Below are 22,452 nucleotides of genomic sequence, written 5' to 3' on the forward strand. Positions count from 1 at the left end.
TATGGAAAATGCCTTTAAGTTGCTGTATAAAACAATTGAAGAACGAAAGGAAAGCCCACTTCCTGAATCGTATACAAATTATTTATTTTCAAAAGGAGAAGATAAAATTTTAAAGAAAATTGGTGAAGAGTGCGCTGAAGTAATTATCGCATGTAAAAATAATGATAAAGAAGAAGTAGTGAAAGAAATGGTTGATGTATTTTATCACTGTTTCGTTTTATTGGCTGAAAAAAATATTGCATTGGAAGATGTCATGCGAGAGGTGAAAGAACGAAATGGAAAGCTTTCGAGAGTTGGGGATAGAAGGGAAATAGATACATTATAAGGGGGAATGTATATGAAAGTAGATTATCATCTTCACTTAGAAGAAGGACCGTATTCAATAAGATGGCTTGCTAAAATAAATGAAGCGTTGGAATGTTATGAACCGCTTCAAGAAAGGCATTCTATTGATTGGCTTATGAAAACACAAGAGCGTTTGCAAAAGCGTGTGAAGGAAGGGCCATTTACAAAAGAATGGATGGATCTCTATTTAGAAGAAGCTGTGCGAAAAGGAATAAAAGAAGTGGGAATTGTTGATCATCTATATCGTTTTCATGAAGCGAAAGGATATTATGAAAAATATGTAGATATTAGTGATTCTAAGCTTGGTCGTATACAGAAGGAATGGTTAGATCAAGTAAGGGTAGTTTCACTGTATGATTTTACAAAGGCAATTGAAGAAGCGAAAGAACGATGGAGTAAAAGAGGTGTCACACTTAAACTTGGAATTGAAGCGGATTATTTTCTTGATTGTGAAGGAGAGTTAAAAGAATTATTAGCGCTAGGAGACTTTGATTATGTAATTGGTTCCGTTCATTTTCTAAATGGCTGGGGATTTGATAATCCGGATACGAAAGAATATTTTGAGGTGCATGACCTACGCACATTATACGATACGTTTTTTAAAACAGTTGAGAGTGCGATTCATACAGAGTTATTTGATATTATCGCTCATCTTGATAATATAAAAGTATTTAATTATCGATTGGATGAGAATGAACAGCTTTCTTATTATAAGGAAATTGCCTGTGCGTTAGTAGAAACGAATACGGCAACAGAAATAAATGCAGGACTGTACTATCGTTACCCTGTTCGTGAGATGTGCCCAAGTCCACTATATTTACAAGTATTAGCTAAGTATGGTGTTCCAATTACGATTTCTTCGGATGCCCATTATCCAAATGATTTAGGGAATTATGTACAAGAAAATGTACAAACATTACGAGCTCACGGTGTTACTCAGGTCGCAACATTTACGAAGCGAGCAAGAGTAATGAGGTTGCTTGAAGAAGAAGTAACAAATTTAAAATGAAACGCGATTTTTTGATGAAAACCGTCCTTTTTGTTCAAAATAAGAAAGAATGAAAAGGAGGGTAAGAAATGGCGAAACAACAAAATAAACAAAATGTACAAGTTGCACAGCAACAAGCTTATACGTCTGAAACGAATGCTGCATCTCAATCGGTTATTGAGGAGCAAATTAGCGATACGGTTGCAGAAGGAACTATTGATGTGAAGCTCGGAAAAGAATCGCAGGAAAAAGCGTAAGAAGAGGGGAGAGTTGTATCTCCTCTTTTTTTATGGAAAAGTGTCGATTTTCAAAACTATAATCAAATTCCTTGGTTTTTATATATGGATTTCTTACAATGAAATATAAGAGATATCTTATTTTCTATAGAAGAGGTGTTAGTAGTGGCAAAAATATTAGTAGCGGGAAAAATTCCAGAAATTGGATTAGAACTATTAAAAGATCATGATGTAGAAATGTACGATAAAGAGGAGTTAATTTCTATAGATGAATTAACAGAGCGTGTAAAAGATAAAGATGCATTGTTAAGTTTACTTTCAACAAAGGTGCCAAAAGAAGTTATTGATGCAGCGCCTCATTTAAAGATTGTTGCAAACTATGGTGCTGGTTACGACAATATTGATTACACGTATGCTGGGGAAAAAGGAATTGCAGTAACGAATACACCGAAAGTATCAACGGAAGCGACTGCAGAATTAACATTTGCACTTCTTTTAGCAGCGGCGCGTAGAATTCCTGAAGGGGATACGTTATGTCGTACGACTGGATTTAACGGATGGGCACCGTTATTTTTCTTAGGACGAGAAGTCCACGGTAAGACAATTGGAATTATTGGTCTTGGAGAAATCGGGAAGGCTGTTGCAAAACGTGCGAGAGCATTTGGAATGGGTGTTTTATATACAGGGCCAAATCGTAAGCTTGAAGCTGAAAGTGAACTGGGAGCAACGTATGTGACGTTGGAAGAATTATTACAAACAGCAGATTTTATTACAATTAACTGTGCTTATAATCCAAAATTACATCATATGATTGATGAAGAGCAGTTTAAAATGATGAAGAAAACAGCGTATATTGTAAATGCTTCACGTGGACCAATTATGAATGAAGCGGCACTTGCTCATGCATTAAAAACGAATGAAATTGAAGGGGCAGCTCTTGATGTGTTTGAATTTGAACCGAAAATTACAGAAGAGCTAAAAGAATTAAAGAATGTAGTGCTTGCTCCACACGTAGGGAATGCAACGTTTGAAACTCGTGATGCGATGGCTGAAATGGCTGTCAGAAATATTTTAGCTGTATTAAACGGCGAAGAGCCAGTAACACCTGTAAATCAAAAGGTATTAGTCACAAAATAAAAAGAAACCTTCCGGACTCGGAAGGTTTCTTATTTTTCTTTATTCGCTTTTTTAGACGGTCTTTGTCTAATGAATTGAGATAACATGTACAAAATATATAGTGGAATGGCAATGAATAAGAAAACAGAAAAATTGCCAAATCCTGTTTGATACATTGTAATAATGATTCCAACTAAAAATAGTGTAATAATGATGCTATATCGTGGAATTGGTACATCTTTTAAACTTGGGATACGAATGCGGCTCACCATTAAAAATGCGAACGTTACAAATACGGTAATAAGAACGATTTTTGGAATGGTATGTGAAAATAATGTTAAGAAAGCAACAAGCCCTCCCGCTGCTGTAATCGGTACTCCAGTGAAATATTTCATTGAAGTAGAAGATGGTGTTACATTAAATCGTGCTAAACGATATGCCCCGAAAAGAGGGAATAATCCCGCTATGTATAATCCGATGATTCCGTAGTTTGAGAAAGATGTGTAATACATTAAAACAGCAGGTGCTGCACCAAATGTTACGACATCTGCAAGCGAGTCGAGCTCTTTTCCCATTTGTGAATCAACACGTAATAAACGAGCAACACGACCATCAAGACTATCTAACATCATCCCGATAAGTACTAAAATAGCAGCTGATTTATAATATCCTAAAGATGCATAGCCGATTGATAAAAATCCGCTATATAAATTTCCGAGCGTAAATAAGTTTGGAATAGCTGCTCTATACAAAATCTGATCCCTTGCTTTCTGTAATAAATTCTTAATTAGTGTATGAAAGTTTACTTATTTTATCATACCATAAATTTATTCCTCATACGAAAGAAATTACCAATTTGTGAAAGATTTCATAGAAGGATGAGGAATAAATTAAGTGAAAATAAAAAGAGGAAGCAACTTGTATAAAGTTGCTTCCTTTACTATTCAAATTTCGTTGTCATCGTTCCGGTTTTATATCGATTATTAGGATCGAAACGTAATAAATCTCCATAAATTAATTTATCGGAGAGTTTTAATTCTGTTTTTGCTTTTTCAACATACGGCTGACATAGCGTCATGTCAGCTTCTTCACCCGTACTTCTTTTGTAGCACATATTTTTTGTATAAACATACTCTTCAGAAACAAAGCTACCATCACGCATTACCATAAGCGGGTCTTTTTCTTTAATAAATAAGTCAGTTCCAAATTCAACGGATTTATTTGTTTTAATACCAAGTAAATGAAGGAGCGTTGGTTTAATATCAATTTGACCAGATACTTTAGAAACAACTTTTCCTTCTTGACCAGGCACATGAATAATAAGAGGAACGCGTTGTAATTGCATAGAATCGAATGGTGTAATAGTATCTTTTCCTAGGAACTGTGCCATAGCTGCGTTATGGTTTTCGGAAATACCATAATGATCACCATAAATGACAATAACGGAATTATCATACAGTCCTTCTTCTTTTAATTGTTTAATAAATAATTTAAGAGCTTCATCTGTGTAACGAACAGTTGGGAAGTAGCGGTTTACAACACCACTTTCTGAGTTGAATTCATCAACATATTGGTCTTCCGGATTTAGAAGAAACGGAAAATGATTTGTTAATGTAATAAATTTTGTATAGAACGGTTGCGGTAAAGATTTTAACTTTGGAATAGATTGTTCAAAGAACTCTTTATCTTTTAATCCCCAACCGACAGACATTTGTTCCGTTCCTACGTAATCATTTAAATTAAAGTAACGATCATATCCAAGTGTAGGATACATTACATCCCGATTCCAAAACGTTTTATCGTTTGAATGGAAGACGGCAGAAGAATATCCGTATTTCTTTAATTGTTCTGGTGTAGCTGTGTATTCATTTGTTGCATGAGTAAAGAATACAGAACCACGATCTAGTGGGTAAAGTGAGTTTTCAACGATAAATTCAGCATCAGAAGTTTTACCTTGTCCAGTTTGATGATAGAAGTTATCGAAATAGAAGCTATCCTTAATAAATTCATTTAAAAATGGTGTAATTTCTTTTCCATTTATTTTTTTATTAATAACAAAGCTTTGTGTAGATTCCATTGAAATTAAAATTACATTTTTACCTTTTGCAGCTCCAAATAAGTTTTTATCAACTTGCTTGTCTTTTGAGTCTGTATAGTTCTTAATTTCAGAAAATCCATCGCCACTTGCAAATACACGCTCAGCTGAAGACTTGGATTGAAGTGTAATATCAAATAGATGATATGTGTATAAACCTAAATTTTTCACAACAGTTTGACGGTCAAATGAGCGTGAGAACATTTGTGGTTTATAAATAACTGATACAACAATTTGTAGTGCTAATAAAGCTGTTACACCGCTAAAGAAAGTTCGCTTCTCTGAGCGGGAAAGTGGTGTTTTGTCGCCAAATGATGGGAATTTACGCGAAATAAACATTAAAATAATTGCATCTGCAAATAAAAGTAATGTTTTGTACGTAAAGAGTTCTTTTATACTTGTCCCTAAATCAGCCATATTGTTTGTTTGGAATAAAACCGGGAAAGTAACGAAATCGTTATAGAACCCATAAAACATTGCGTTTCCAAATAAAATAAATGACAGTATAAAACTGATTCCAATTATAATTCGGTTTCGGTGCTTAGATGCAAGTAAAGCTAAGCCGAAAAATAAAAGTAACGCAGCTAGTGGATTAATAAAAAGCATGAATTCTTCAAAGAAATTATCAATTTTAATATCAAATGCTAGCTTGTACACAATATATGTTTTAATCCATAGTAAAACGACTGCAACGAGTGCAAATCGCAGTTTTGGAAACAGATGTTGTAGCATAATATACTCCTCTCCTAAAAAGCATGACAGTTCTTGTGAGTCAGTTTGCTTAACGACTCCTTTTATATATACGAACAGTCCTTTGTTATTATGATTATTATACTATGAGTATCATTATACGAAAATAAAAGGGGGTTGTGGGCTTTTTTATAATAATCGAGTAGAAAAAGATTGGTGGGAGACAATAAAACAGAATTTCTATGTATGATAATTATCGTACGTAGAAAGAATCGCGTGATATACGGAGGTTATAATGCGAAAATTATTATATTTTATAGCATGCAGTAGTGTTATACTTTTTACTTCACCGAGTGTGTCGGTAGCTCAATATGATGCACCTCTTATGGAAGATGCACTTTATTCTGTTTTATTTCCAAAAATAAATAAAGCAATTGAAAAACAATATGGAAGTTTGAAACCTTATCAATGTCCTAAAATTATTAGTTTAAAAAAAGTGTATAGCGGTACATATTTATTTCAAGCAAGTATTGAAGTGACAAAGTATGAACGTGTTGCTGGGAAAATTGCTCCACCATTTGAGAAGGTAACGATTACATTTAATAACGAAGAAGGCGAATGGGAAGTGACAAAGATTTCAGTAAAGCGCTTACCAAACGATACAAAATTAAACTGTAAAAAAACAATATAAAAAATTGTTTGACAAATAAAATGGTCCTTTGGTATTGTTAATAGCAACAATTAGATGTTTGAAAATTAAATAGACTTACCTCATCTACTCTCAAAGGTAGAGGCCGCGATAGGAAAGAGTAAGCTATGGGAGATTTAATGGAATCTGTGATCATAGGTTGAAAGGGACTATTGCCGAAATATAAGAATAACCATCTTATTCATATATTGGGACTACATTGAATAAATGTAGTACTGTCATAAGATTTATTTTATGGAGAGCTATTTGGAGATGTTGATGCGGTTTCTTATTTTGAGGAGATAACAACTCGTTTATTTTTTCAATATATATTTTTCCTAATAAGAAACGCGTGTGAACATTGTTCCGCGCGTTTTTTGTCTATCTAAAAGCGTGCTGCAATGAATAGAAGATTGGGGTTATGAGTTTTAGAGGAAATAAGGGAGGAATTTAAATGTATTTACACGGCACAAGCCGAATTAATGGGCAAGGACACTTAGAAATTGGAGGGTGCGATACGACGCAGCTAGCAAAGCAATACGGAACACCACTTTATGTATACGATGAAGAGTCTATTCGAGGAAAATGCCGAGCGTTTCATCGTGCTTTTAAAGAAAGTGGTTTCTCTTATCAAGTAGCATATGCAAGCAAGGCGTTCTTGTGCATGGAGATGTGCCGAGTAGCTCGTGAAGAGAATATGTCATTAGACGTTGTTTCTGGGGGAGAATTATATACTGCGCTCCAAGCTGGATTTCCAGCATCACGTATTCATTTTCATGGAAATAATAAAACAGAAGAAGAGATAGTGATGGCTCTTCAGGCGAATATTGGTTGTTTTGTCGTAGATAATTTCTTTGAATTAGAAATTTTACACGATTTAGCGATGCAACATGGAAAATTTGTGAACATATTAATTCGTGTAACACCTGGAGTAGAGGCGCACACACATGAATATATTACAACAGGCCAAGATGATTCGAAATTTGGATTTGGCGTTTCAAACGGTCAAGCGATGCAGGCAATTGGATTTGCTTTACAAAAATCAAATTATAATGTGCTAGGGATTCATTCACATATCGGATCGCAAATATTTGAAACAGCTGGTTTTGTTCGAGCAATTGAAGTTCTTCGCCAATTTTTAGAAGAAGTGAGAGAGCAAACAAACTATGTAGTAAAAGTGTTAAATGTAGGCGGGGGATTTGGAATACGCTACACAGAGTCGGATACACCATTAACTCTTGAGACATATGTGCGAGCTGTAACAAGTGCAGTGAGAGAACAATTTACTGTATGTGAATATCCATTGCCAGAAATATGGATTGAACCAGGCCGTAGCATTGTAGGTGATGCTGGGACAACAATTTATACAGTTGGATCTGTGAAAGATATTCCTGGTATTCGGAAATATGTATCAGTCGATGGTGGAATGACAGATAATTTAAGACCTGCTTTATATAGTGCGCGTTATGAAGCAATGTTAGCGAATCGAGGGAATGATGAGAATGAGGAACTCGTTTCGATTGCTGGGAAATGCTGTGAGAGTGGAGATATGTTGATTTGGGATATTCATTTACCAAAAGTCGCTTCTGCTGATTTACTAGCAGTTTCCTGTACAGGAGCCTACGGGTATTCGATGGCGAATAATTACAATCGGATTCGAAGACCAGCCGTGGTCTTTGCAAAAGGCGGAACATCGCAAGTAGTTGTGGAACGCGAAACATATGAAAATATTATTGGGAACGATCGCATACGTATTAAAGAGCTTGTCTAAATAGAAAAGGAGTTGTTCGGATGGGCAATTCCTTTTTTGTAAAATAAAATAATTAAAATATATCGGAAAACTAGGATTGAAAAAAATCAGAATTGTGATAAAATACAAATACAAAGCTTATCAAGAGAAGCGGAGGGAACTGGCCCGAAGAAGCTCGGCAACCTGCTTATAGAAAGCAAGGTGCTAAATCCAGCAAAATGGAATCCATTTTGAAAGATAAGGTAAAATATATTACCGAACAGTCTTTTCGAAATGGGAAAGATTTTTTTTATGAATAAAAAGGGGGGCTGTTCGCGTGAGTGTACGGGAACATTTTGATGAAGTATCCGAGAAGATTGAAGCGATGCTTGCTGATATGAAATATGGTTCAATTACAATTGTTGTGCAAGATGGAAAAGTAATTCAGTTAGAGAAAAGTGAAAAAGTACGTTTAAAGTGAAAAGCGCTGACTAGAAAAACTAGAGGCGGTTTTAACCTATTTTCATTAGGTTAAAACCGTCTTTTTGCTTTTACAGGGGGAAAAAACATGTTGACGTATGAAACGTGGGAAGAAAATGTTGTTTCATTTTCGGAAGAAGATGAAACAAAAGGCGCGTTATCAGTATTAAATTGGGCTTATGAAGAGTATAAAGATGAAATCGTCTATGCATGTAGCTTTGGGGTGGAAGGTATGGTATTGCTGCACCTTATAAACCAAGTAAATCCATCTGCTAAAGTTGTATTTTTAGATACAAATGTTCATTTTCAAGAAACGTATGAATTAATTCAAAGAGTGAGGGAACGATTTCCTTCATTGAATATTATAGAAAAACAGCCAGAACTTACACTTGATGAACAGGCGAAGTTGCATGGTGAAAAACTGTGGGAGAGCAATCCGAATCTTTGTTGTAAGATTAGAAAAATTTTACCTTTAGAAAAATCATTAGTCGTGGAAAAAGCATGGATATCGGGCTTAAGAAGGGAACAATCAGAAACACGTAAGCATACAAAGTTTATAAATCAAGATCATCGTTTTCAATCTATTAAAGTTTGTCCACTCATTCATTGGACGTGGAAAGAAGTTTGGCGATATGTATACAAACATAGCTTGCCGTATAACCCGTTGCATGATGTTGGCTATCCAAGTATTGGGTGTGAGAAATGTACTTTACCTGTAGGGGATGGTGGCGATTCAAGAGATGGTAGATGGGCTGGGAAAATGAAAACCGAATGTGGTCTTCATTATCAATAAGATGAATCTTGAAATAAAGCTAAGAGGGGATATAGAAAATGAGCACAGTAAACGAATTAGTAAACCGTATAGATGAGACATATGAGGTATCACAAATTGAAAAAGAAATTAAATTAGACAATATTGCTTTAAGTGATTTAGAACTATTGGCGACAGGTGGATATAGCCCGCTTACTGGTTTTTTAGGGAAGGAAGATTATGATTCAGTCGTAGAAACGCTTCGTTTAGCAAATGGTAGTGTGTGGAGTATACCGATTACATTACCGGTAACAGAAGAAGTCGCAGAAAGCCTGAAGACTGGAGAGGAAGTAAAGCTTGTCAACAATGGAAATATATATGGTGTTATTCAAATAGAAGATATTTTCGTACCAGATAAAGAAAAAGAAGCGTTACTTGTATATAAAACAACGGATGAGGTTCATCCAGGAGTGAAAAAGTTATATGAACGGCCAAACGTTTACGTTGGAGGAACTATTATTCTAACAAAACGCTTTGAAAATAATCAATTTCCTTCTTATCGTTTAGACCCAATTGAAACGAGAGAAGAATTTAAAAAACGTGGGTGGAAAACAGTAGTCGGATTTCAAACGAGAAACCCGGTACATCGTGCCCATGAGTATATTCAAAAATCTGCTCTTGAAATTGTAGATGGTCTCTTTTTAAATCCACTCGTTGGAGAAACGAAATCGGATGATATTCCTGCTGATGTAAGAATGGAAAGCTATGAAGTACTCCTTCAAAACTATTATCCGAAAAATCGTGTCTTTTTAAGTGTATTTCCTGCTGCAATGCGTTACGCAGGACCAAGGGAAGCTATATTTCATGCGTTAGTAAGAAAGAATTTTGGATGTACACACTTTATTGTAGGGCGTGATCATGCCGGAGTAGGAGATTATTACGGAACATACGAAGCGCAAGAAATCTTCACGAATTTTACGATAGAAGAGTTAGGCATTACACCACTATTCTTTGAACATAGTTTTTACTGCACGAAATGTGAAGCGATGGCTTCAACGAAAACATGTCCGCACGGAAAAGAAGATCATGTTATTTTATCGGGTACGAAAGTAAGAGAATTATTAAGAAACGGTGAGATTCCGCCAAGTACATTTAGTCGTAAAGAAGTAGTAGAAGTGCTAATTAAAGGTTTAAAAAAAGAAGTAGTAACAGAATAGGGAGAGAACGAGATGGATACGAATATTACTTGGCATATAGCTTCGGTTTCAAAAGATGATAGAAGAGTGAAGAATGGACATCACAGTTTTGTAATTTGGTTTACTGGTTTATCAGCTTCGGGTAAATCTACAGTAGCGAATGCGGTCGCTCGTAAACTGTTTGAAAAGAATATTGGAAATTATGTGCTGGATGGGGATAACATTCGCCACGGTTTAAATAAAGACTTAGGATTTTCTGAAAGTGATCGCATGGAAAATATAAGACGTATTGGCGAAGTGGCAAAGTTATTTGTAGATCAAGGAACAGTTGTCCTTACAGCATTTATTTCACCATTTCGAGTAGATCGCAAACAAGTTAGGGATCTATTAGCGGCAGATGAGTTTATAGAAGTGTTTGTAAAATGTCCAATTGAAGAGTGTGAAAAACGTGATCCAAAAGGGTTATACAAAAAAGCGAGACAAGGTGATATTAAAGATTTTACAGGTATTGATTCACCGTATGAGGAACCAGATCGAGCGGAATTAATTGTAGAAACGCACAAGTATTCTATTGAAGAATGTGCAGAACAAATCGTGAAGTACTTACAAGAGCGTAGTTTTGTCCCGTTGTTTGCTGGGAAGTAAAACGCCCACCTCAAAATTCGGCTGGAGCAGGCTGTAAATGCCCGATTGGTGAGGGTTGATTAAAGTTTCACTTTATATAGGGGGATTTAAAAATGAGTTATGAAAAAGTATGGGCTAATAATGAAAAATTAAATCAGACTGAGAAAAATAAATTAGCAAAAGATGGTTTGGAAATTTTTAATGATATTCCTTACTATGCGGAAAATGGATTCGAATCTATTCCGAAAGAAGAGTGGGACGCATTTAAATGGGCAGGATTGTATTTGCAAAGACCGAAAGAAGCTGGCTATTTTATGATGCGTGTAAATATTCCTTCAGGGATTATTACAAATGCGCAGGCGGAAGTGCTTGCTTCTATCGCTGAGGATTATGGACGTGATGTAATAGATATTACGACAAGACAGGCGATTCAGTTTCACTGGTTAGAAATTCAGCAAATGCCAGATATTTTTAAAAGATTAGCAAGAGTTGGGTTATCTTCAGCAGGGGCGTGTGGTGATATAACACGTAATATTACAGGTAATCCACTTGCAGGAATTGATGCGAATGAACTGTTTGATACAACGCATATTGTGAAGGAGGTATATGACTATTTCCAACATAATGAAGAGTTTTCTAACTTACCACGTAAATTTAAAATGTCTATTAGTTCTAACGTTTATAACTCGGCAAACGCAGAGATTAACTGTGTTGCATTTACACCTGCTACGAAAGAAATAGATGGTGAGAAAAAAGTTGGTTTTCATATAAAAGTAGGCGGTGGATTATCAGCCCGTCCATATTTAGCTGATGAATTAGATGTGTTCGTTTTACCAGAAGAAGTGAAGGCGGTAGCAATTGGGATTGCTACTATATTCCGTGATTTTGGATATCGCGAGAAACGTCATTTAGCTCGTTTGAAATTTCTTGTTGCAGACTGGGGAGCAGAGAAATTTAAAGAGAAACTAATAGAGTATACAGGACCATTGCAAAGTAAAGGAGAAAGTGCACTTAAAGGATGGAATGCAGGCTATTTTTATGGTGTTCAAGATCAAAAACAAGATGGATTAAAATATGTCGGTTTTAATGTGCCGGTAGGTCGTTTACATGCAAAAGAAATGTTTGAGATTGCAAGAATTGCAAAGCAGTATGGAAATGGACAAATTCGTACGTGTAACTCACAAAACTTCATCATTCCGAATGTTCCACCAGAAAATGTAACGGGTTTATTAAGTGAACCGTTGTTTGAAGCGATATCTGCAAGTCCGAAATCATTTATTGGTCATGCGGTTTCATGTACTGGTATTGAATATTGCAATCTTGCTCTAGTAGAAACGAAAGAAAGATTACGGAAAATTGCAGAATACTTAGATACAGAAATTGCACTTGATGTTCCAGTTCGAATTCATATGGTAGGATGCCCAAATTCATGTGGTCAACGTCAAATTGCTGACATCGGATTACAAGGGGTAAAAATGAAAACGAAGGAAAAAGGGATTGTTGAAGCATTTGAAATATATGTAGGTGGAACGTTGTTAGATGGCGGTGCCTATAATCAAAAGTTAAAAGGGAAAATAGATGGCGAGGATTTACCGGATGTACTCGCATCATTTATAAGTTATTTTAAAGAGAATAAGTTACCTGCCGAAACATTTTATGATTTTGTCGGACGTATCGGTGTAGATACATTGCAAATAGCTTTAAATAACGTGTTAGAAGAAGTAATAGCGTCTTAGGAGGGGCAATATGGAATTATATCGATTTGAAGCTGTGTTAGCGAATAATATCGTTCCGATTGTTGTTGTTGCTCAAAGTGAAGAGCAGGCATTTAAGCTTGCGGAGATTGAGCTTGAAAAGCATTTTTTACCGTTGCCAGAAGTAAAGGAAATCTCCTTATTTGAAAAAAAGAAGATTCGAAAAGGTGCGGCATTTGTTATTCATGAGTAGAGATCAGTAATACGAAAAAATAAAAACTTCCATTCTTATATACGAATGGAAGTTTCATTTTAATAGAAGAAATGAGGAGAGATGATGGGGAAGGTGTATATAGTTGGAGCGGGTCCTGGCGATCCGGATTTAATTACTGTTAAAGGATTGAAATGTATTGAGAAGGCAGATGTTATTTTATATGACCGTCTCGTGAATAAAGAATTGCTTTCATATGCAAAGCCTGAAGCGGATTTAATTTATTGCGGGAAACTCCCGAATTATCACACGATGAAGCAAGAGACAATTAACACATTTCTTATTAAATATGCGAAAAAAGGAAAAGTTGTAACGAGGCTTAAGGGCGGTGATCCATTTGTATTTGGTAGAGGAGGAGAAGAAGCGGAAGCATTAGCAAAGCAAGGTGTACCATTTGAAATCGTCCCAGGCATTTCGTCTGGAATAGCTGTACCTGCTTATGCTGGTATTCCAGTGACGCACCGTGATGCAAGTGCAAGTTTTGCTATTGTGACTGGGCATAGGAAAGAAGGTGCTAAAGAAGAAGTGAAATGGGAAAATTTAGCGAAAGGTGTAGAGACGTTAGCTGTATATATGGGGGTTAGTAATTTACCCTACATATGCGAACAACTGATGAAGCATGGAAAAGATAAAAGTACGCCAGTTGCTATTATTGAGCAGGGGACGACGTCTATGCAGCGCACAGTTGTTGGAACGTTAGGGACAATTATAGATGTTGCGAAAAAAGAGCAAATTCAAAATCCGAGCATGATTGTAATTGGAGAAGTTGTCCGTTTTAGAGAAAAAATCCATTGGTTTGAGAAGCAAACGGAAAATGCTTATCAAGTAAGTGGAGTGTTGTAAAATGAAAGCCGTCTTATATATATGTCATGGAAGTCGTTTGAGGGCAGCGAAAGAAGAGGCAATTCAATTTATTACGACATGTATGAGCCGTATAGAAGCGGCTATTCAAGAAGTTTGTTTTTTAGAGCTGGCGAATCCTTCTATTGAAGAAGGATTTCGTACATGTGCGAAGCGTGGTGCGACAGAGATTATTGCTATTCCTGTTTTCTTATTAGCAGCAGGCCATGTGAAGAATGATATTCCTTTTGAATTAGAAAAGTTAAATAATCAATACCCTAATATTAAGGTGACGTATGGTAATCCGTTTGGTGTATCAGAGACGCTTATAAAGTCGGTATATAACGGAAGTGGTATTGAAGAATATAAAGATGAAGTAACACTTTTACTCGTTGCAAGGGGTAGTAGCGATCCTGAAACTTTACAAGATATAAATCGGATCGCTAGTTTATTTCAAGCAGAAGAAAAAATTGCTAAAGTAGAAGTTTGTTTTTTAGCAGCTGCGGAGCCGAAATTTGAGAAGAAATTAAAGGAAGTTGTAGAACGAAAAGAAAAGAACATCGTTGTACTGCCCTACTTGTTATTTACAGGTTTACTTATGAAACATATTGAGAAAGAAGTGCGCCAATATGAATTGGAAGAGATAAAAATCAGTCCATATTTAGGGAAGAATGAAGCATTTCAAGATATGTTAATTCAGAAAACGACGGAGTTATTGAAGGGGGATCAGTATGTATCCACTTACAGTGCGAGTTAATGAGAAACGTGTTGTTGTTATTGGTGGGGGAAAAGTTGCAGGATTTAAAATTATTCCTTTACTCAAACAAGGTGCAGATATAGTTGTAATCAGTCCAGAATTAGATGCGAATTTAGTAAAACTTGTGGAAGAAAAGAAAATTCGTTGGTATCAAAGAGAATATGAAAAAAGTGATATTAAAAGTGCTTTTTTAGTTGTTGCAGCGAGTAGTGATTCAATATTAAATGAACAAGTTGCTGAAGATGCCGCGGAGAATCAATTAGTAAATGTTATTACAAATCCGGAAAGTGGTAATGTTCATTTTCCGGCAGCGATTCATCGTGGTTTGCTTAATATAGCAGTTTCTACTGGGGGAGCGAGCCCGAAGCTCGCAAAAAAAATTCGAGATGAGATTGCAAATAAATATGATGAGACATATGAATCGTATTTAGATTTTTTATATGAAGTAAGGGTGAAGTTAAAAGATTTACAGTTAGAAAAGAGGGAACGAAATATATTGCTCCAGGAAGTGTTGAAATCAGTATATATGCAAAACGAGGGGAAAAGAGAAAGTTTTTTGCGAGAATTAGAGGAAAAGGTTTTAAAATAATAAAAGATAAAGTGCGCTTTACAAATATAAAAATATAATTTATAATCACAAGTAACTTCAATAGATGAAATCGATGAGCAAGAAGAGTACGTATATTTGATGCGTTCAGAGAGCTGGGGTTAGGTGGGAGCCCGGTACGATAAATTATACAGAATGGGCTTGCGAGAGGTATGTTGAACATTGTAGTAGGCAACCCGGGTTCCGCCGTTAAAAGGATAGAGTATCGGAATTATTCCTGTACTTGAACAAGTGGGATTTATCAATCCAATTGAGGTGGTACCACGGTATTTACATTACATATATCGTCCTCTACATGCATATTTGCGTGTAGAGGACTTTTTTATTTTCTAAAGGAGGTGTGCGAGTATGAAATGAAAGTGTATAATTAACAAAAGTTTAAATATTCAGAAAAGGAGAATTTATGATGAAAGAAACACAGCAATGGACGTCGAAAATAGGCTTTGTACTCGCAGCAGCCGGAGCCGCAGTAGGTCTTGGTGCGATATGGAAATTTCCATATGTTGCAGGTAATGGCGGGGGAGGAGCATTCTTCCTTGTATTTTTACTATTAACTTTATTTATAGGTATGCCTCTTCTAATAGCGGAGTTTGTTATTGGACGTAGCACGCAAAAAGAGGCGGTTACAGCTTATAAAGTATTAGTGCCAAATAGCAAATTATATCCTTGGATTGGTCGTATGGGAGTTGTTACTTGTTTTAGTGTACTATCTTTTTATAGTGTTGTAGGTGGATGGATTTTACTTTATTTATATTATAGTGTGACAGGCAGTTTCTGGAATGGAGTAGCTGATTATGGACAATTGTTTGGTGAAACGATTTCAAATCCGTTAAGTGCGATTGGAGCACAATTTATCTTTATGCTTTGTACAATTTTTGTCGTAAGTAAAGGTGTAGAGAAAGGTATAGAAAAGGCAAGTAAGTACATGATGCCGCTATTATTTATTTTATTTATAGCGATTATTGTTCGTGCGTTAACACTCGATGGTGCTTTTGCTGGAGTAGAGTTCTTCTTAAAGCCAGATTTTTCAAAGCTTACAGCAGATACGATTTTATATGCGATGGGACAATCTTTCTTCTCGCTAACTGTAGGTGCCTCGGTAATGGTAACGTATAGTTCGTATTTAAAGAAAGAAGAACATTTAGCGAAATCAGCAACATCTATTGTAAGTTTAACTGTTTTTGTTACAGTACTTGCAGGATTAGCAATTTTCCCAGCGATTTTCGCATTAGGAGTTAAACCGACTGAAGGACCGGGATTACTGTTTATCGTCCTTCCAGCAGTATTTGCAAAAATACCATTTGGTCAATTTTTCTTTATTATGTTTTTAATTTTATTCTTCTTTGCGACTTTAACATCAGCAATTTCAATGCTTGAAATTGTAGTAGCATCTGTTGCGAAAGGTAATGAGAAGAAGCGTCCGTCAGCATCATTATTAATTGGTATTCTTATTTTTGCAGTCGGTATTCCATCAGCGTTATCATTTGGAATAATGAGTGACGTGAAAATATTCGGGAAAACATTTTTTGATTTAGTCGACTTTTCAGTAAGTAACGTATTGCTGCCGTTAGGAGTACTAGCTATTTCATTATTTGTACCAAATAAAATGAGTAAAGAATTGTTGATGAAAGAATTAGAAGTGACGGAAACGAAAGGGAAAACGTTATTTAACATTTGGTTCTTCTTACTTCGTTATGTCATTCCGGTAACTGTAATAATTGTATTTTTAAATGCGATAGGTATATTTAAAATGTTTGCATAAAAAAGACGGGGATCTACCGTCTTTTTTATGTTGATGAATGTAATAGCCGATTATACGCTTTATAGGCTGTGGTGACTGCGAGGAATGAACCGATTAAAAATAAAACTGAGCCGCCAAATGTAAATATCCGGCCGATATATGTCGTTCTAGCTTCTTCTATTTTTTGTTGTAATTGCGTATTCATATGGATCACCTCGTAAACTATAGGCATTTAGTTATAGTTTATGTAGAATGCCTATATTGTGTGAAGTGTAAATAAAAAACCTCGGTAGGCACCGAGGTTTTTTATAATCCGATATAAGGAGATGGGTCAACTGCGTTTGTCTTGCCGACATTCCATTCTCCAAGATGAAGTTCGAAGTGTAAATGTTGTCCGTATGATTGGCCCGTATTCCCCATAAATCCAAGCTGATCGCCTTGTTTTACAGTTTGTCCATTCGATACGGAACGGCTATTCATATGAGCATATACTGTCGTATATGTTTTTCCGTTTATACGGTGAGATAAGTACACTACGTTTCCGTAACTAGATGATAATTCTGAGCGAATAACAACGCCATCTGCAGCAGCGATAATTGGAACCGTTCCCGAAGCAGCGATGTCAATTCCTTTATGGTTATCTAAAGAACGTACACCGAATCCGGATGTTTTTGATCCAGCTGCTGGTTTGATAAAGCCACCGATATTTGTATCATGTGGTGTTGGAGCTGCTTGAGTTGCTTGAGCAGATTTAGTAGCTTGTTGTTTGCGAGCCTCTTCTGCCTGGCGAGCTTCTTCCGCTTTACGAGCTTCTTCGGCACGTTTTTCTTCTTCAATTGCTTTTTGAACAGCTTGACGTTGATTTTCTAAAATACCTTTGGATTCTTCTAATCCTTCAATCTCTGAATCTACTTTTGCTACTTTCGTATGTAGATCGTTAATAAGAGTTTGTTGCTGTTGTTGGTTATTTTGTAATTCTTGCTGTTTTTGTTCTAGTTTTTGCTCAGATTCTTTCAGTTGTTGTTCTTTTTTCTCAACAGCTTCTTTTTCTGTAGTTACAGCATTTTGATCAGATGTTTGTTTTTTTACAATATCTGTATCGTTGTTTAATATTAAACTTACGGAGTACATATTATCAACAAGATCAGCAATGTTTGTAGAGTTTGTTAATACTTCTGTAATGATATTTGTACGCGGTTTTTCTTGCATAGATTGTAATCGTTGTTTAATAACTTCCTGACGTGTATCTATGTTTGTTTGTAATTGTTCTATATGTTTCTTTTTGTCAGTAATTACTTGTTGTGTTTTGCTAATTTCTTTTTTTGTATCGTTTAATTCAGCCTCGTTTTTATTAATAGAAGTAGTTAATTCATCGATTTTCTTCTGTAATTCTTGAATTTCTTTTTCTATTTGTTCTTTCTCGACTGATTTATTTTGTAAGTCACTTTGTTTGCCTTCTAATTCAGATTGAATGTTAGTTAATTTATCTTGATTCGTTTCAGCGTATACGGGTGAAAGTAACGGGGAAGCAAAAATCGTTCCTGCTGCTAAAACACTAAACGCTGCAAATTTCTTTTTCATTGTTGTCTGACTCCTTTCCCTATGAATGTTATATATCATAAGAAGAAGGGTGTCTATCGTTGTAATCATAATGTAAAGAAAACTTTATAAAATTGCTAAGTTTTGTCGGAATTTATCATTTTTCAACTTTAATTGTCATAGTACTTACATTTTATTTATATGTGTAACAAAGGTAAATTTTTGATTTATTTGTAAAATGCAGGAGGGAAGTAAGAGTTTTTATGGGGTGAAATATTACTTAGAAAGCCAATGAAATACTAGTAAGGAATCGTTCTCATGTGAGGTTTTCTGACATGAGTTTATTTTTTGTCAAGAAAATTATTTGTGTTCGAGCAAAGTTATTTTGTTGTCAGATTTTAAATTTTGATTTATGATTTTTAACAGGGACAAAATGTAGTGAATTGTCGAATAATATGTAATACTCTTAATTTCTTAGTTTTATAGAGATAGAATGAGAGATAGAGTGACACATCGAAGAGGGGGTTACAACAAATATGAAAAGAATAGGACTTGCATGGCAAATATTAATAGGACTTGCACTTGGTATTGCAGTTGGGGCGATTTTCTTTGGCAATCCGGCTGTAGTGAGTTATTTACAACCAATTGGTGATATTTTCATCCGATTAATTAAAATGATCGTTGTACCGATTGTTGTAGCAAGTATTGTTGTTGGGGTTGCTGGTGTTGGCGATGTTAAAAAACTAGGTCGACTAGGCGGAAAAACAATTATTTACTTTGAAATTATTACAACAATTGCAATTATTGTTGGTCTATTAATAGCGAATATTTTCCAACCAGGAAAAGGCGTGAATATGGAGCAGTTAACAAAGACAGATATTTCAAAATATACACATACAACAGAGCAAGTACAAAGTCATTCATTTGCAGATACATTTGTAAATATTGTTCCAACGAACATTATGAAGTCATTAGCTGACGGAGATATGCTTGCTATTATATTCTTCTCTGTACTATTTGGTTTAGGTGTAGCAGCAATTGGTGAAAGAGGAAGACCAGTTCTTCAATTTTTCCAAGGTGTAGCTGACGCAATGTTTTATGTAACAAACCAAGTTATGAAATTTGCACCATTTGGTGTGTTTGCACTAATTGGTGTTACAGTTTCTACATTTGGTCTTGCTTCATTAATTCCATTAGGGAAATTACTAATTGTCGTATATGGAGCAATGATCTTCTTCGTCGTAGTTGTCTTAGGACTTACAGCGAAAATATTTGGAATTAACATTTTCCAATTCTTTAAGATTTTAAAAGACGAGCTGATCTTAGCGTATTCTACAGCAAGCTCAGAAACAGTTTTACCGAAAATCATGGAGAAAATGGAGAAATTCGGTTGTCCGAAAGCAATTACATCTTTCGTTATTCCGACAGGTTATTCATTTAACTTAGATGGATCAACTTTATATCAAGCAATTGCGGCGATTTTCTTGGCGCAAATGTACGGTATTGATTTATCTATTACACAACAAATTACATTATTACTTGTATTAATGGTTACCTCAAAAGGTATCGCAGGTGTACCGGGCGTATCATTCGTTGTATTATTAGCGACACTTGGTACAGTAGGTATTCCACCTGAAGGTTTAGCGTTCATTGCTGGTATTGACCGTATTTTAGATATGGCTCGTACAGCAGTTAACGTTGTAGGAAACTCTTTAGCAGCTGTAGTTATGTCTAAGTGGGAAGGTCAATATGACGCTGAAAAAGGACAAGCTTATTTAAAAGAGATTTCTGAAAAGGGTCAAGCTGCTTAATTATAATATGAACAAGCTCTCACATAATATGTGGGAGCTTTTCTGTATATAGAAGAGGAGCAGACATAATGAAACGTAAATATGGTGACGGTGCTTCGTGGAAGAGACTAATAGAAAAGAGTTATACGGTTAAGCAAGTGGAAGAGGGAATGCTCGGAATACTGGATATAAAAAAAGTGAGAGAGCCTAGTTGTAAAGAATATGATGGTAAAGAAATTTGTATTGCAAGTGATGGGTATACGTGGGTTCAATATTTCATTAATGGAAAGAACTTTGCGATTACAGCTATGTTAGATGATAGGCACAATTTAGTGCAATATTATATTGATGTGACGAAAGAATATGAAATAGACGATCGTGGTTTACCGTATTTTGATGATTTATATTTAGATGTAGTATTATTACCCAGCGGTAAGGTGTATATATTAGATGAAGAAGAGCTAGAGGATGCTTATAAAAGTGGCGATGTCACGAAGGAAGAGTATGAGTTAGCTTGGTACACTACGAAATGGATATTAGCAGCAATAAAAAATAGTGAATTTTATTGGATTTCAATATTGGAAGAAGAAATCGAAAAGTTAAAATGATTGTTGTATTCAAATTTTTGTATAATTACCAAAAAAATCTATACAAAAAATAATTGACTTTTGTTTTGTAAGCGAGTAAAGTTAGGGAAGAAATTATTATTAAAAAATAAATATGAAACCTTCTTATAAAGAGAGGCGGAGGGACTGGCCCTACGATGCCTCGGCAGCGGACTCGATTTCAGAGTGCTGTGCCAAATCCAGCAAGCGTGTGCTTGAAAGATGAGAAGAGTGTTTCTTATAGATGTATAAGACCTCTTCTCATCGGAAGAGGTCTTTTGTTATTCATTAGAAAAAGGTTGAAACTAGGGAGAGATGGTACTTTGAAAGAAACGAAAGGAAATGGTTTAGCTTTATTACCACTTGGGATATTTTTGGCGCTATTTATTGGTTCTGGAATTATTACAGGTGATTTCTATAAATTGCCGATACTAGTAGCGATTTCAATTGCTGTAGGAGTTGCTTTAGTGATGAATCGTAAAGAAAGTTTTAATGTGAAAGTAGAGCGGTTCGCTAAAGGTGCAGGAAATCCAGATATTATGATTATGGTATTAATTTTTGTGCTTGCTGGTGCATTTTCTGAAACTGCTAAAGGAATGGGCGGGGTAGATTCAACTGTTAATTTAGCGTTAACTATTTTACCGCCAGGATTTATCGTAGCTGGAATCTTTGTTATTGGTGCATTTATTTCATTAGCTATGGGGACTTCAATGGGAACAATTGCAGCGTTAGCACCAATTGCTGTAGGTATTAGTGGTCAAACTGATATCTCAATTGCGCTTACGATGGCTACTGTTGTTGGCGGAGCGATGTTTGGTGATAATTTATCATTTATTTCAGATACAACAATCGCAGCTGTTCGTTCACAAGGAACAGAAATGAAAGATAAGTTTAAAACGAACTTTTTAATTGTATTACCAGCGGCTATTATTACAATTGTACTATTAGTAATAGTTACTTCAGGAAGTGATACGCAGGTTAAAGCGCATAGCTTTGATTGGATAAAGATTTTACCGTACGCAGGAGTACTTATTACAGCTCTACTTGGCTGGAATGTACTTATCGTATTAACTGGTGGAACTGTACTATCTGGTGTTATCGGTCTTATAGATGGAAGTTACACGTTAGAAAGTTTCTTTAAAAGTGTAACGACTGGAATGGGCGGTATGATGGAGTTAGTATTACTTGCTATATTAATTGGCGGTATGGTTGAATTAATCCAATATAATGGTGGTATTCAATATTTAATGAATGTATTAACACGTAATATTCGTTCGAAAAAAGGAGCGGAATTTGGTATTGCTGGTTTAGTGAGTATGACGAATATGTGTACAGCAAATAATACGATTTCGATTATTTTTACAGGCCCGCTTGCAAAAAATATTGCGGATCAATATGAAATAGATCCTCGTAAATCAGCGAGTGTATTAGATCTTTTCTCATGTTGTGTGCAAGGGTTGATCCCGTACGGTGCCCAAATGTTAACGGCAGCAGGATTTGCAGCGTTATCTCCGGTTGAATTGTTACCATATGCATTTTATCCAATTTTAGTTGGAGTATGTGGGATTGTTTCTATTTTAATTGGGTTTCCAAGGTTTTCGAAAGTAGCTGAGAAAAAAAAGTATCATAAAACAGCTTAATCTAATATGAACGTTAGTAATTAAAAAACG

At 35.5% G+C, this 22,452-nt stretch carries 23 protein-coding genes, 3 riboswitches and 1 other annotated feature; of the genes, 19 read left to right on the forward strand and 4 right to left on the reverse strand.

The features are described from left to right. The first annotated feature begins 1 nt into the window (after position 1). The 4 genes from hisE to DOS87_RS07290 all read left to right on the forward strand — a co-directional run bounded on the left by hisE (position 2) and on the right by DOS87_RS07290 (position 2,706). Positions 2-325 (forward strand): phosphoribosyl-ATP diphosphatase, encoded by a 324-nt coding sequence (gene hisE, locus DOS87_RS07275; RefSeq protein WP_000426355.1) that lies wholly within the window; start codon positions 2-4, stop codon positions 323-325. 12 nt (positions 326-337) lie between these two features. Beyond that, on the forward strand, positions 338-1,354 hold the full coding sequence (locus tag DOS87_RS07280) for a histidinol phosphate phosphatase domain-containing protein (protein ID WP_000861857.1): 1,017 nt from the start codon (positions 338-340) through the stop codon (positions 1,352-1,354). Positions 1,355-1,422: 68 nt separating this feature from the next. Then, a complete protein-coding gene (locus tag DOS87_RS07285) occupies positions 1,423-1,590 on the forward strand; it encodes a DUF4025 domain-containing protein (protein WP_001118893.1) in 168 nt (55 codons plus the stop codon). A 144-nt stretch (positions 1,591-1,734) separates the two neighbouring features. Further along, positions 1,735-2,706 (forward strand): NAD(P)-dependent oxidoreductase, encoded by a 972-nt coding sequence (locus tag DOS87_RS07290; RefSeq protein WP_001062837.1) that lies wholly within the window; start codon positions 1,735-1,737, stop codon positions 2,704-2,706. Positions 2,707-2,735: 29 nt separating this feature from the next. Here DOS87_RS07290 and pssA read toward each other — a convergent pair whose 3' ends face one another. After that, the gene (gene pssA, locus DOS87_RS07295) at positions 2,736-3,437 is read right to left on the reverse strand and encodes a CDP-diacylglycerol--serine O-phosphatidyltransferase (protein ID WP_000285417.1); all 702 of its coding nucleotides are present in this window, start codon (positions 3,435-3,437) and stop codon (positions 2,736-2,738) included. A 188-nt stretch (positions 3,438-3,625) separates the two neighbouring features. Beyond that, the gene (locus DOS87_RS07300; protein ID WP_000939085.1) at positions 3,626-5,512 is read right to left on the reverse strand and encodes an LTA synthase family protein; all 1,887 of its coding nucleotides are present in this window, start codon (positions 5,510-5,512) and stop codon (positions 3,626-3,628) included. A 253-nt stretch (positions 5,513-5,765) separates the two neighbouring features. Here DOS87_RS07300 and DOS87_RS07305 point away from each other — a divergent pair, with 253 nt between their 5' ends. The 12 genes from DOS87_RS07305 (at position 5,766) to DOS87_RS07360 (ending at position 16,869) form a co-directional block, all read left to right on the forward strand. Further along, a complete protein-coding gene (locus tag DOS87_RS07305; protein ID WP_001228823.1) occupies positions 5,766-6,161 on the forward strand; it encodes a DUF3888 domain-containing protein in 396 nt (131 codons plus the stop codon). A gap of 89 nt (positions 6,162-6,250) precedes the next feature. Then, a riboswitch (Lysine riboswitch) is annotated at positions 6,251-6,432 on the forward strand. Between the two features lie 180 nt (positions 6,433-6,612). Further along, a complete protein-coding gene (lysA, locus tag DOS87_RS07310; RefSeq protein ID WP_000280641.1) occupies positions 6,613-7,929 on the forward strand; it encodes a diaminopimelate decarboxylase in 1,317 nt (438 codons plus the stop codon). A gap of 114 nt (positions 7,930-8,043) precedes the next feature. Then, positions 8,044-8,152: riboswitch (SAM riboswitch) on the forward strand. A 72-nt stretch (positions 8,153-8,224) separates the two neighbouring features. Continuing rightward, positions 8,225-8,368 (forward strand): YezD family protein, encoded by a 144-nt coding sequence (locus tag DOS87_RS07315; RefSeq protein ID WP_000116158.1) that lies wholly within the window; start codon positions 8,225-8,227, stop codon positions 8,366-8,368. An 87-nt stretch (positions 8,369-8,455) separates the two neighbouring features. Next, positions 8,456-9,160 (forward strand): phosphoadenylyl-sulfate reductase, encoded by a 705-nt coding sequence (locus DOS87_RS07320; protein WP_000959017.1) that lies wholly within the window; start codon positions 8,456-8,458, stop codon positions 9,158-9,160. 38 nt (positions 9,161-9,198) lie between these two features. Continuing rightward, positions 9,199-10,335, forward strand: a complete 1,137-nt coding sequence (sat, locus tag DOS87_RS07325; RefSeq protein WP_000108784.1) for a sulfate adenylyltransferase — start codon at positions 9,199-9,201, stop codon at positions 10,333-10,335. Positions 10,336-10,347: 12 nt separating this feature from the next. Further along, on the forward strand, positions 10,348-10,959 hold the full coding sequence (gene cysC, locus DOS87_RS07330) for an adenylyl-sulfate kinase (protein ID WP_000380490.1): 612 nt from the start codon (positions 10,348-10,350) through the stop codon (positions 10,957-10,959). Between the two features lie 92 nt (positions 10,960-11,051). Beyond that, positions 11,052-12,674, forward strand: coding sequence for a nitrite/sulfite reductase (locus DOS87_RS07335; RefSeq protein WP_000119600.1), 1,623 nt, complete (start codon positions 11,052-11,054; stop codon positions 12,672-12,674). A 10-nt stretch (positions 12,675-12,684) separates the two neighbouring features. After that, the gene (locus DOS87_RS07340) at positions 12,685-12,885 is read left to right on the forward strand and encodes a DUF3906 family protein (RefSeq protein ID WP_000424929.1); all 201 of its coding nucleotides are present in this window, start codon (positions 12,685-12,687) and stop codon (positions 12,883-12,885) included. Positions 12,886-12,969: 84 nt separating this feature from the next. After that, positions 12,970-13,746 carry a uroporphyrinogen-III C-methyltransferase gene (cobA, locus tag DOS87_RS07345; RefSeq protein ID WP_098424948.1) on the forward strand — a complete coding sequence of 259 codons (777 nt, stop codon included), beginning with the start codon at positions 12,970-12,972 and terminating at the stop codon, positions 13,744-13,746. Position 13,747: 1 nt separating this feature from the next. Then, complete coding sequence (locus tag DOS87_RS07350; RefSeq protein ID WP_208730229.1) at positions 13,748-14,500, forward strand: sirohydrochlorin chelatase; 753 nt, start codon at positions 13,748-13,750, stop codon at positions 14,498-14,500. After that, the gene (locus DOS87_RS07355; RefSeq protein WP_000283361.1) at positions 14,475-15,089 is read left to right on the forward strand and encodes an NAD(P)-binding protein; all 615 of its coding nucleotides are present in this window, start codon (positions 14,475-14,477) and stop codon (positions 15,087-15,089) included. The genes DOS87_RS07350 and DOS87_RS07355 overlap by 26 nt, the downstream gene beginning before the upstream one ends. A 64-nt stretch (positions 15,090-15,153) precedes the next feature. Continuing rightward, positions 15,154-15,402 (forward strand) — a binding site (T-box leader). Positions 15,403-15,513: 111 nt separating this feature from the next. After that, positions 15,514-16,869: a sodium-dependent transporter gene (locus DOS87_RS07360; protein WP_000665434.1), complete on the forward strand. Its 1,356-nt coding sequence runs from the start codon at positions 15,514-15,516 to the stop codon at positions 16,867-16,869. A gap of 25 nt (positions 16,870-16,894) precedes the next feature. Here DOS87_RS07360 and DOS87_RS07365 read toward each other — a convergent pair whose 3' ends face one another. Both DOS87_RS07365 and DOS87_RS07370 read right to left on the reverse strand, forming a co-directional pair. Then, on the reverse strand, positions 16,895-17,053 hold the full coding sequence (locus tag DOS87_RS07365) for a hypothetical protein (RefSeq protein ID WP_001096007.1): 159 nt from the start codon (positions 17,051-17,053) through the stop codon (positions 16,895-16,897). Between the two features lie 101 nt (positions 17,054-17,154). Next, the gene (locus DOS87_RS07370; RefSeq protein WP_000726091.1) at positions 17,155-18,429 is read right to left on the reverse strand and encodes a murein hydrolase activator EnvC family protein; all 1,275 of its coding nucleotides are present in this window, start codon (positions 18,427-18,429) and stop codon (positions 17,155-17,157) included. 494 nt (positions 18,430-18,923) lie between these two features. Between DOS87_RS07370 and gltP the strand changes: the two genes are divergently transcribed. The 3 genes from gltP to DOS87_RS07385 all read left to right on the forward strand — a co-directional run bounded on the left by gltP (position 18,924) and on the right by DOS87_RS07385 (position 22,422). Beyond that, positions 18,924-20,198, forward strand: coding sequence for a glutamate/aspartate:proton symporter GltP (gene gltP / locus DOS87_RS07375; RefSeq protein ID WP_000821134.1), 1,275 nt, complete (start codon positions 18,924-18,926; stop codon positions 20,196-20,198). A gap of 68 nt (positions 20,199-20,266) precedes the next feature. After that, positions 20,267-20,785 carry a ribonuclease FAU-1 family protein gene (locus DOS87_RS07380; protein WP_000824630.1) on the forward strand — a complete coding sequence of 173 codons (519 nt, stop codon included), beginning with the start codon at positions 20,267-20,269 and terminating at the stop codon, positions 20,783-20,785. A 120-nt stretch (positions 20,786-20,905) separates the two neighbouring features. After that, positions 20,906-21,011, forward strand: a riboswitch (SAM riboswitch). Between the two features lie 94 nt (positions 21,012-21,105). Beyond that, positions 21,106-22,422, forward strand: a complete 1,317-nt coding sequence (locus DOS87_RS07385; RefSeq protein ID WP_098424896.1) for a Na+/H+ antiporter NhaC family protein — start codon at positions 21,106-21,108, stop codon at positions 22,420-22,422. The last annotated feature ends 30 nt before the right edge of the window (positions 22,423-22,452 follow it).

This window comes from Bacillus sp. CR71, assembly GCF_003429245.1.
Lineage (GTDB): Bacteria > Bacillota > Bacilli > Bacillales > Bacillaceae_G > Bacillus_A > Bacillus_A thuringiensis_S.

Excerpts from the sequence above, each read along its gene's own strand:
- hisE (WP_000426355.1), top strand. The coding sequence starts at position 2 with ATGGAAAATGCCTTTAAGTTGCTGTATAAAACAATTGAAGAACGAAAG.
- DOS87_RS07280 (WP_000861857.1), top strand. The coding sequence starts at position 338 with ATGAAAGTAGATTATCATCTTCACTTAGAAGAAGGACCGTATTCAATA.
- DOS87_RS07285 (WP_001118893.1), top strand. The coding sequence starts at position 1,423 with ATGGCGAAACAACAAAATAAACAAAATGTACAAGTTGCACAGCAACAA.
- DOS87_RS07300 (WP_000939085.1), bottom strand. The coding sequence starts at position 5,512 with ATGCTACAACATCTGTTTCCAAAACTGCGATTTGCACTCGTTGCAGTC.
- DOS87_RS07305 (WP_001228823.1), top strand. The coding sequence starts at position 5,766 with ATGCGAAAATTATTATATTTTATAGCATGCAGTAGTGTTATACTTTTT.
- lysA (WP_000280641.1), top strand. The coding sequence starts at position 6,613 with ATGTATTTACACGGCACAAGCCGAATTAATGGGCAAGGACACTTAGAA.
- DOS87_RS07320 (WP_000959017.1), top strand. The coding sequence starts at position 8,456 with ATGTTGACGTATGAAACGTGGGAAGAAAATGTTGTTTCATTTTCGGAA.
- sat (WP_000108784.1), top strand. The coding sequence starts at position 9,199 with ATGAGCACAGTAAACGAATTAGTAAACCGTATAGATGAGACATATGAG.
- cysC (WP_000380490.1), top strand. The coding sequence starts at position 10,348 with ATGGATACGAATATTACTTGGCATATAGCTTCGGTTTCAAAAGATGAT.
- DOS87_RS07335 (WP_000119600.1), top strand. The coding sequence starts at position 11,052 with ATGAGTTATGAAAAAGTATGGGCTAATAATGAAAAATTAAATCAGACT.
- DOS87_RS07340 (WP_000424929.1), top strand. The coding sequence starts at position 12,685 with ATGGAATTATATCGATTTGAAGCTGTGTTAGCGAATAATATCGTTCCG.
- cobA (WP_098424948.1), top strand. The coding sequence starts at position 12,970 with ATGGGGAAGGTGTATATAGTTGGAGCGGGTCCTGGCGATCCGGATTTA.
- DOS87_RS07350 (WP_208730229.1), top strand. The coding sequence starts at position 13,748 with ATGAAAGCCGTCTTATATATATGTCATGGAAGTCGTTTGAGGGCAGCG.
- DOS87_RS07355 (WP_000283361.1), top strand. The coding sequence starts at position 14,475 with ATGTATCCACTTACAGTGCGAGTTAATGAGAAACGTGTTGTTGTTATT.
- DOS87_RS07360 (WP_000665434.1), top strand. The coding sequence starts at position 15,514 with ATGAAAGAAACACAGCAATGGACGTCGAAAATAGGCTTTGTACTCGCA.
- DOS87_RS07365 (WP_001096007.1), bottom strand. The coding sequence starts at position 17,053 with ATGAATACGCAATTACAACAAAAAATAGAAGAAGCTAGAACGACATAT.
- DOS87_RS07370 (WP_000726091.1), bottom strand. The coding sequence starts at position 18,429 with ATGAAAAAGAAATTTGCAGCGTTTAGTGTTTTAGCAGCAGGAACGATT.
- gltP (WP_000821134.1), top strand. The coding sequence starts at position 18,924 with ATGAAAAGAATAGGACTTGCATGGCAAATATTAATAGGACTTGCACTT.
- DOS87_RS07380 (WP_000824630.1), top strand. The coding sequence starts at position 20,267 with ATGAAACGTAAATATGGTGACGGTGCTTCGTGGAAGAGACTAATAGAA.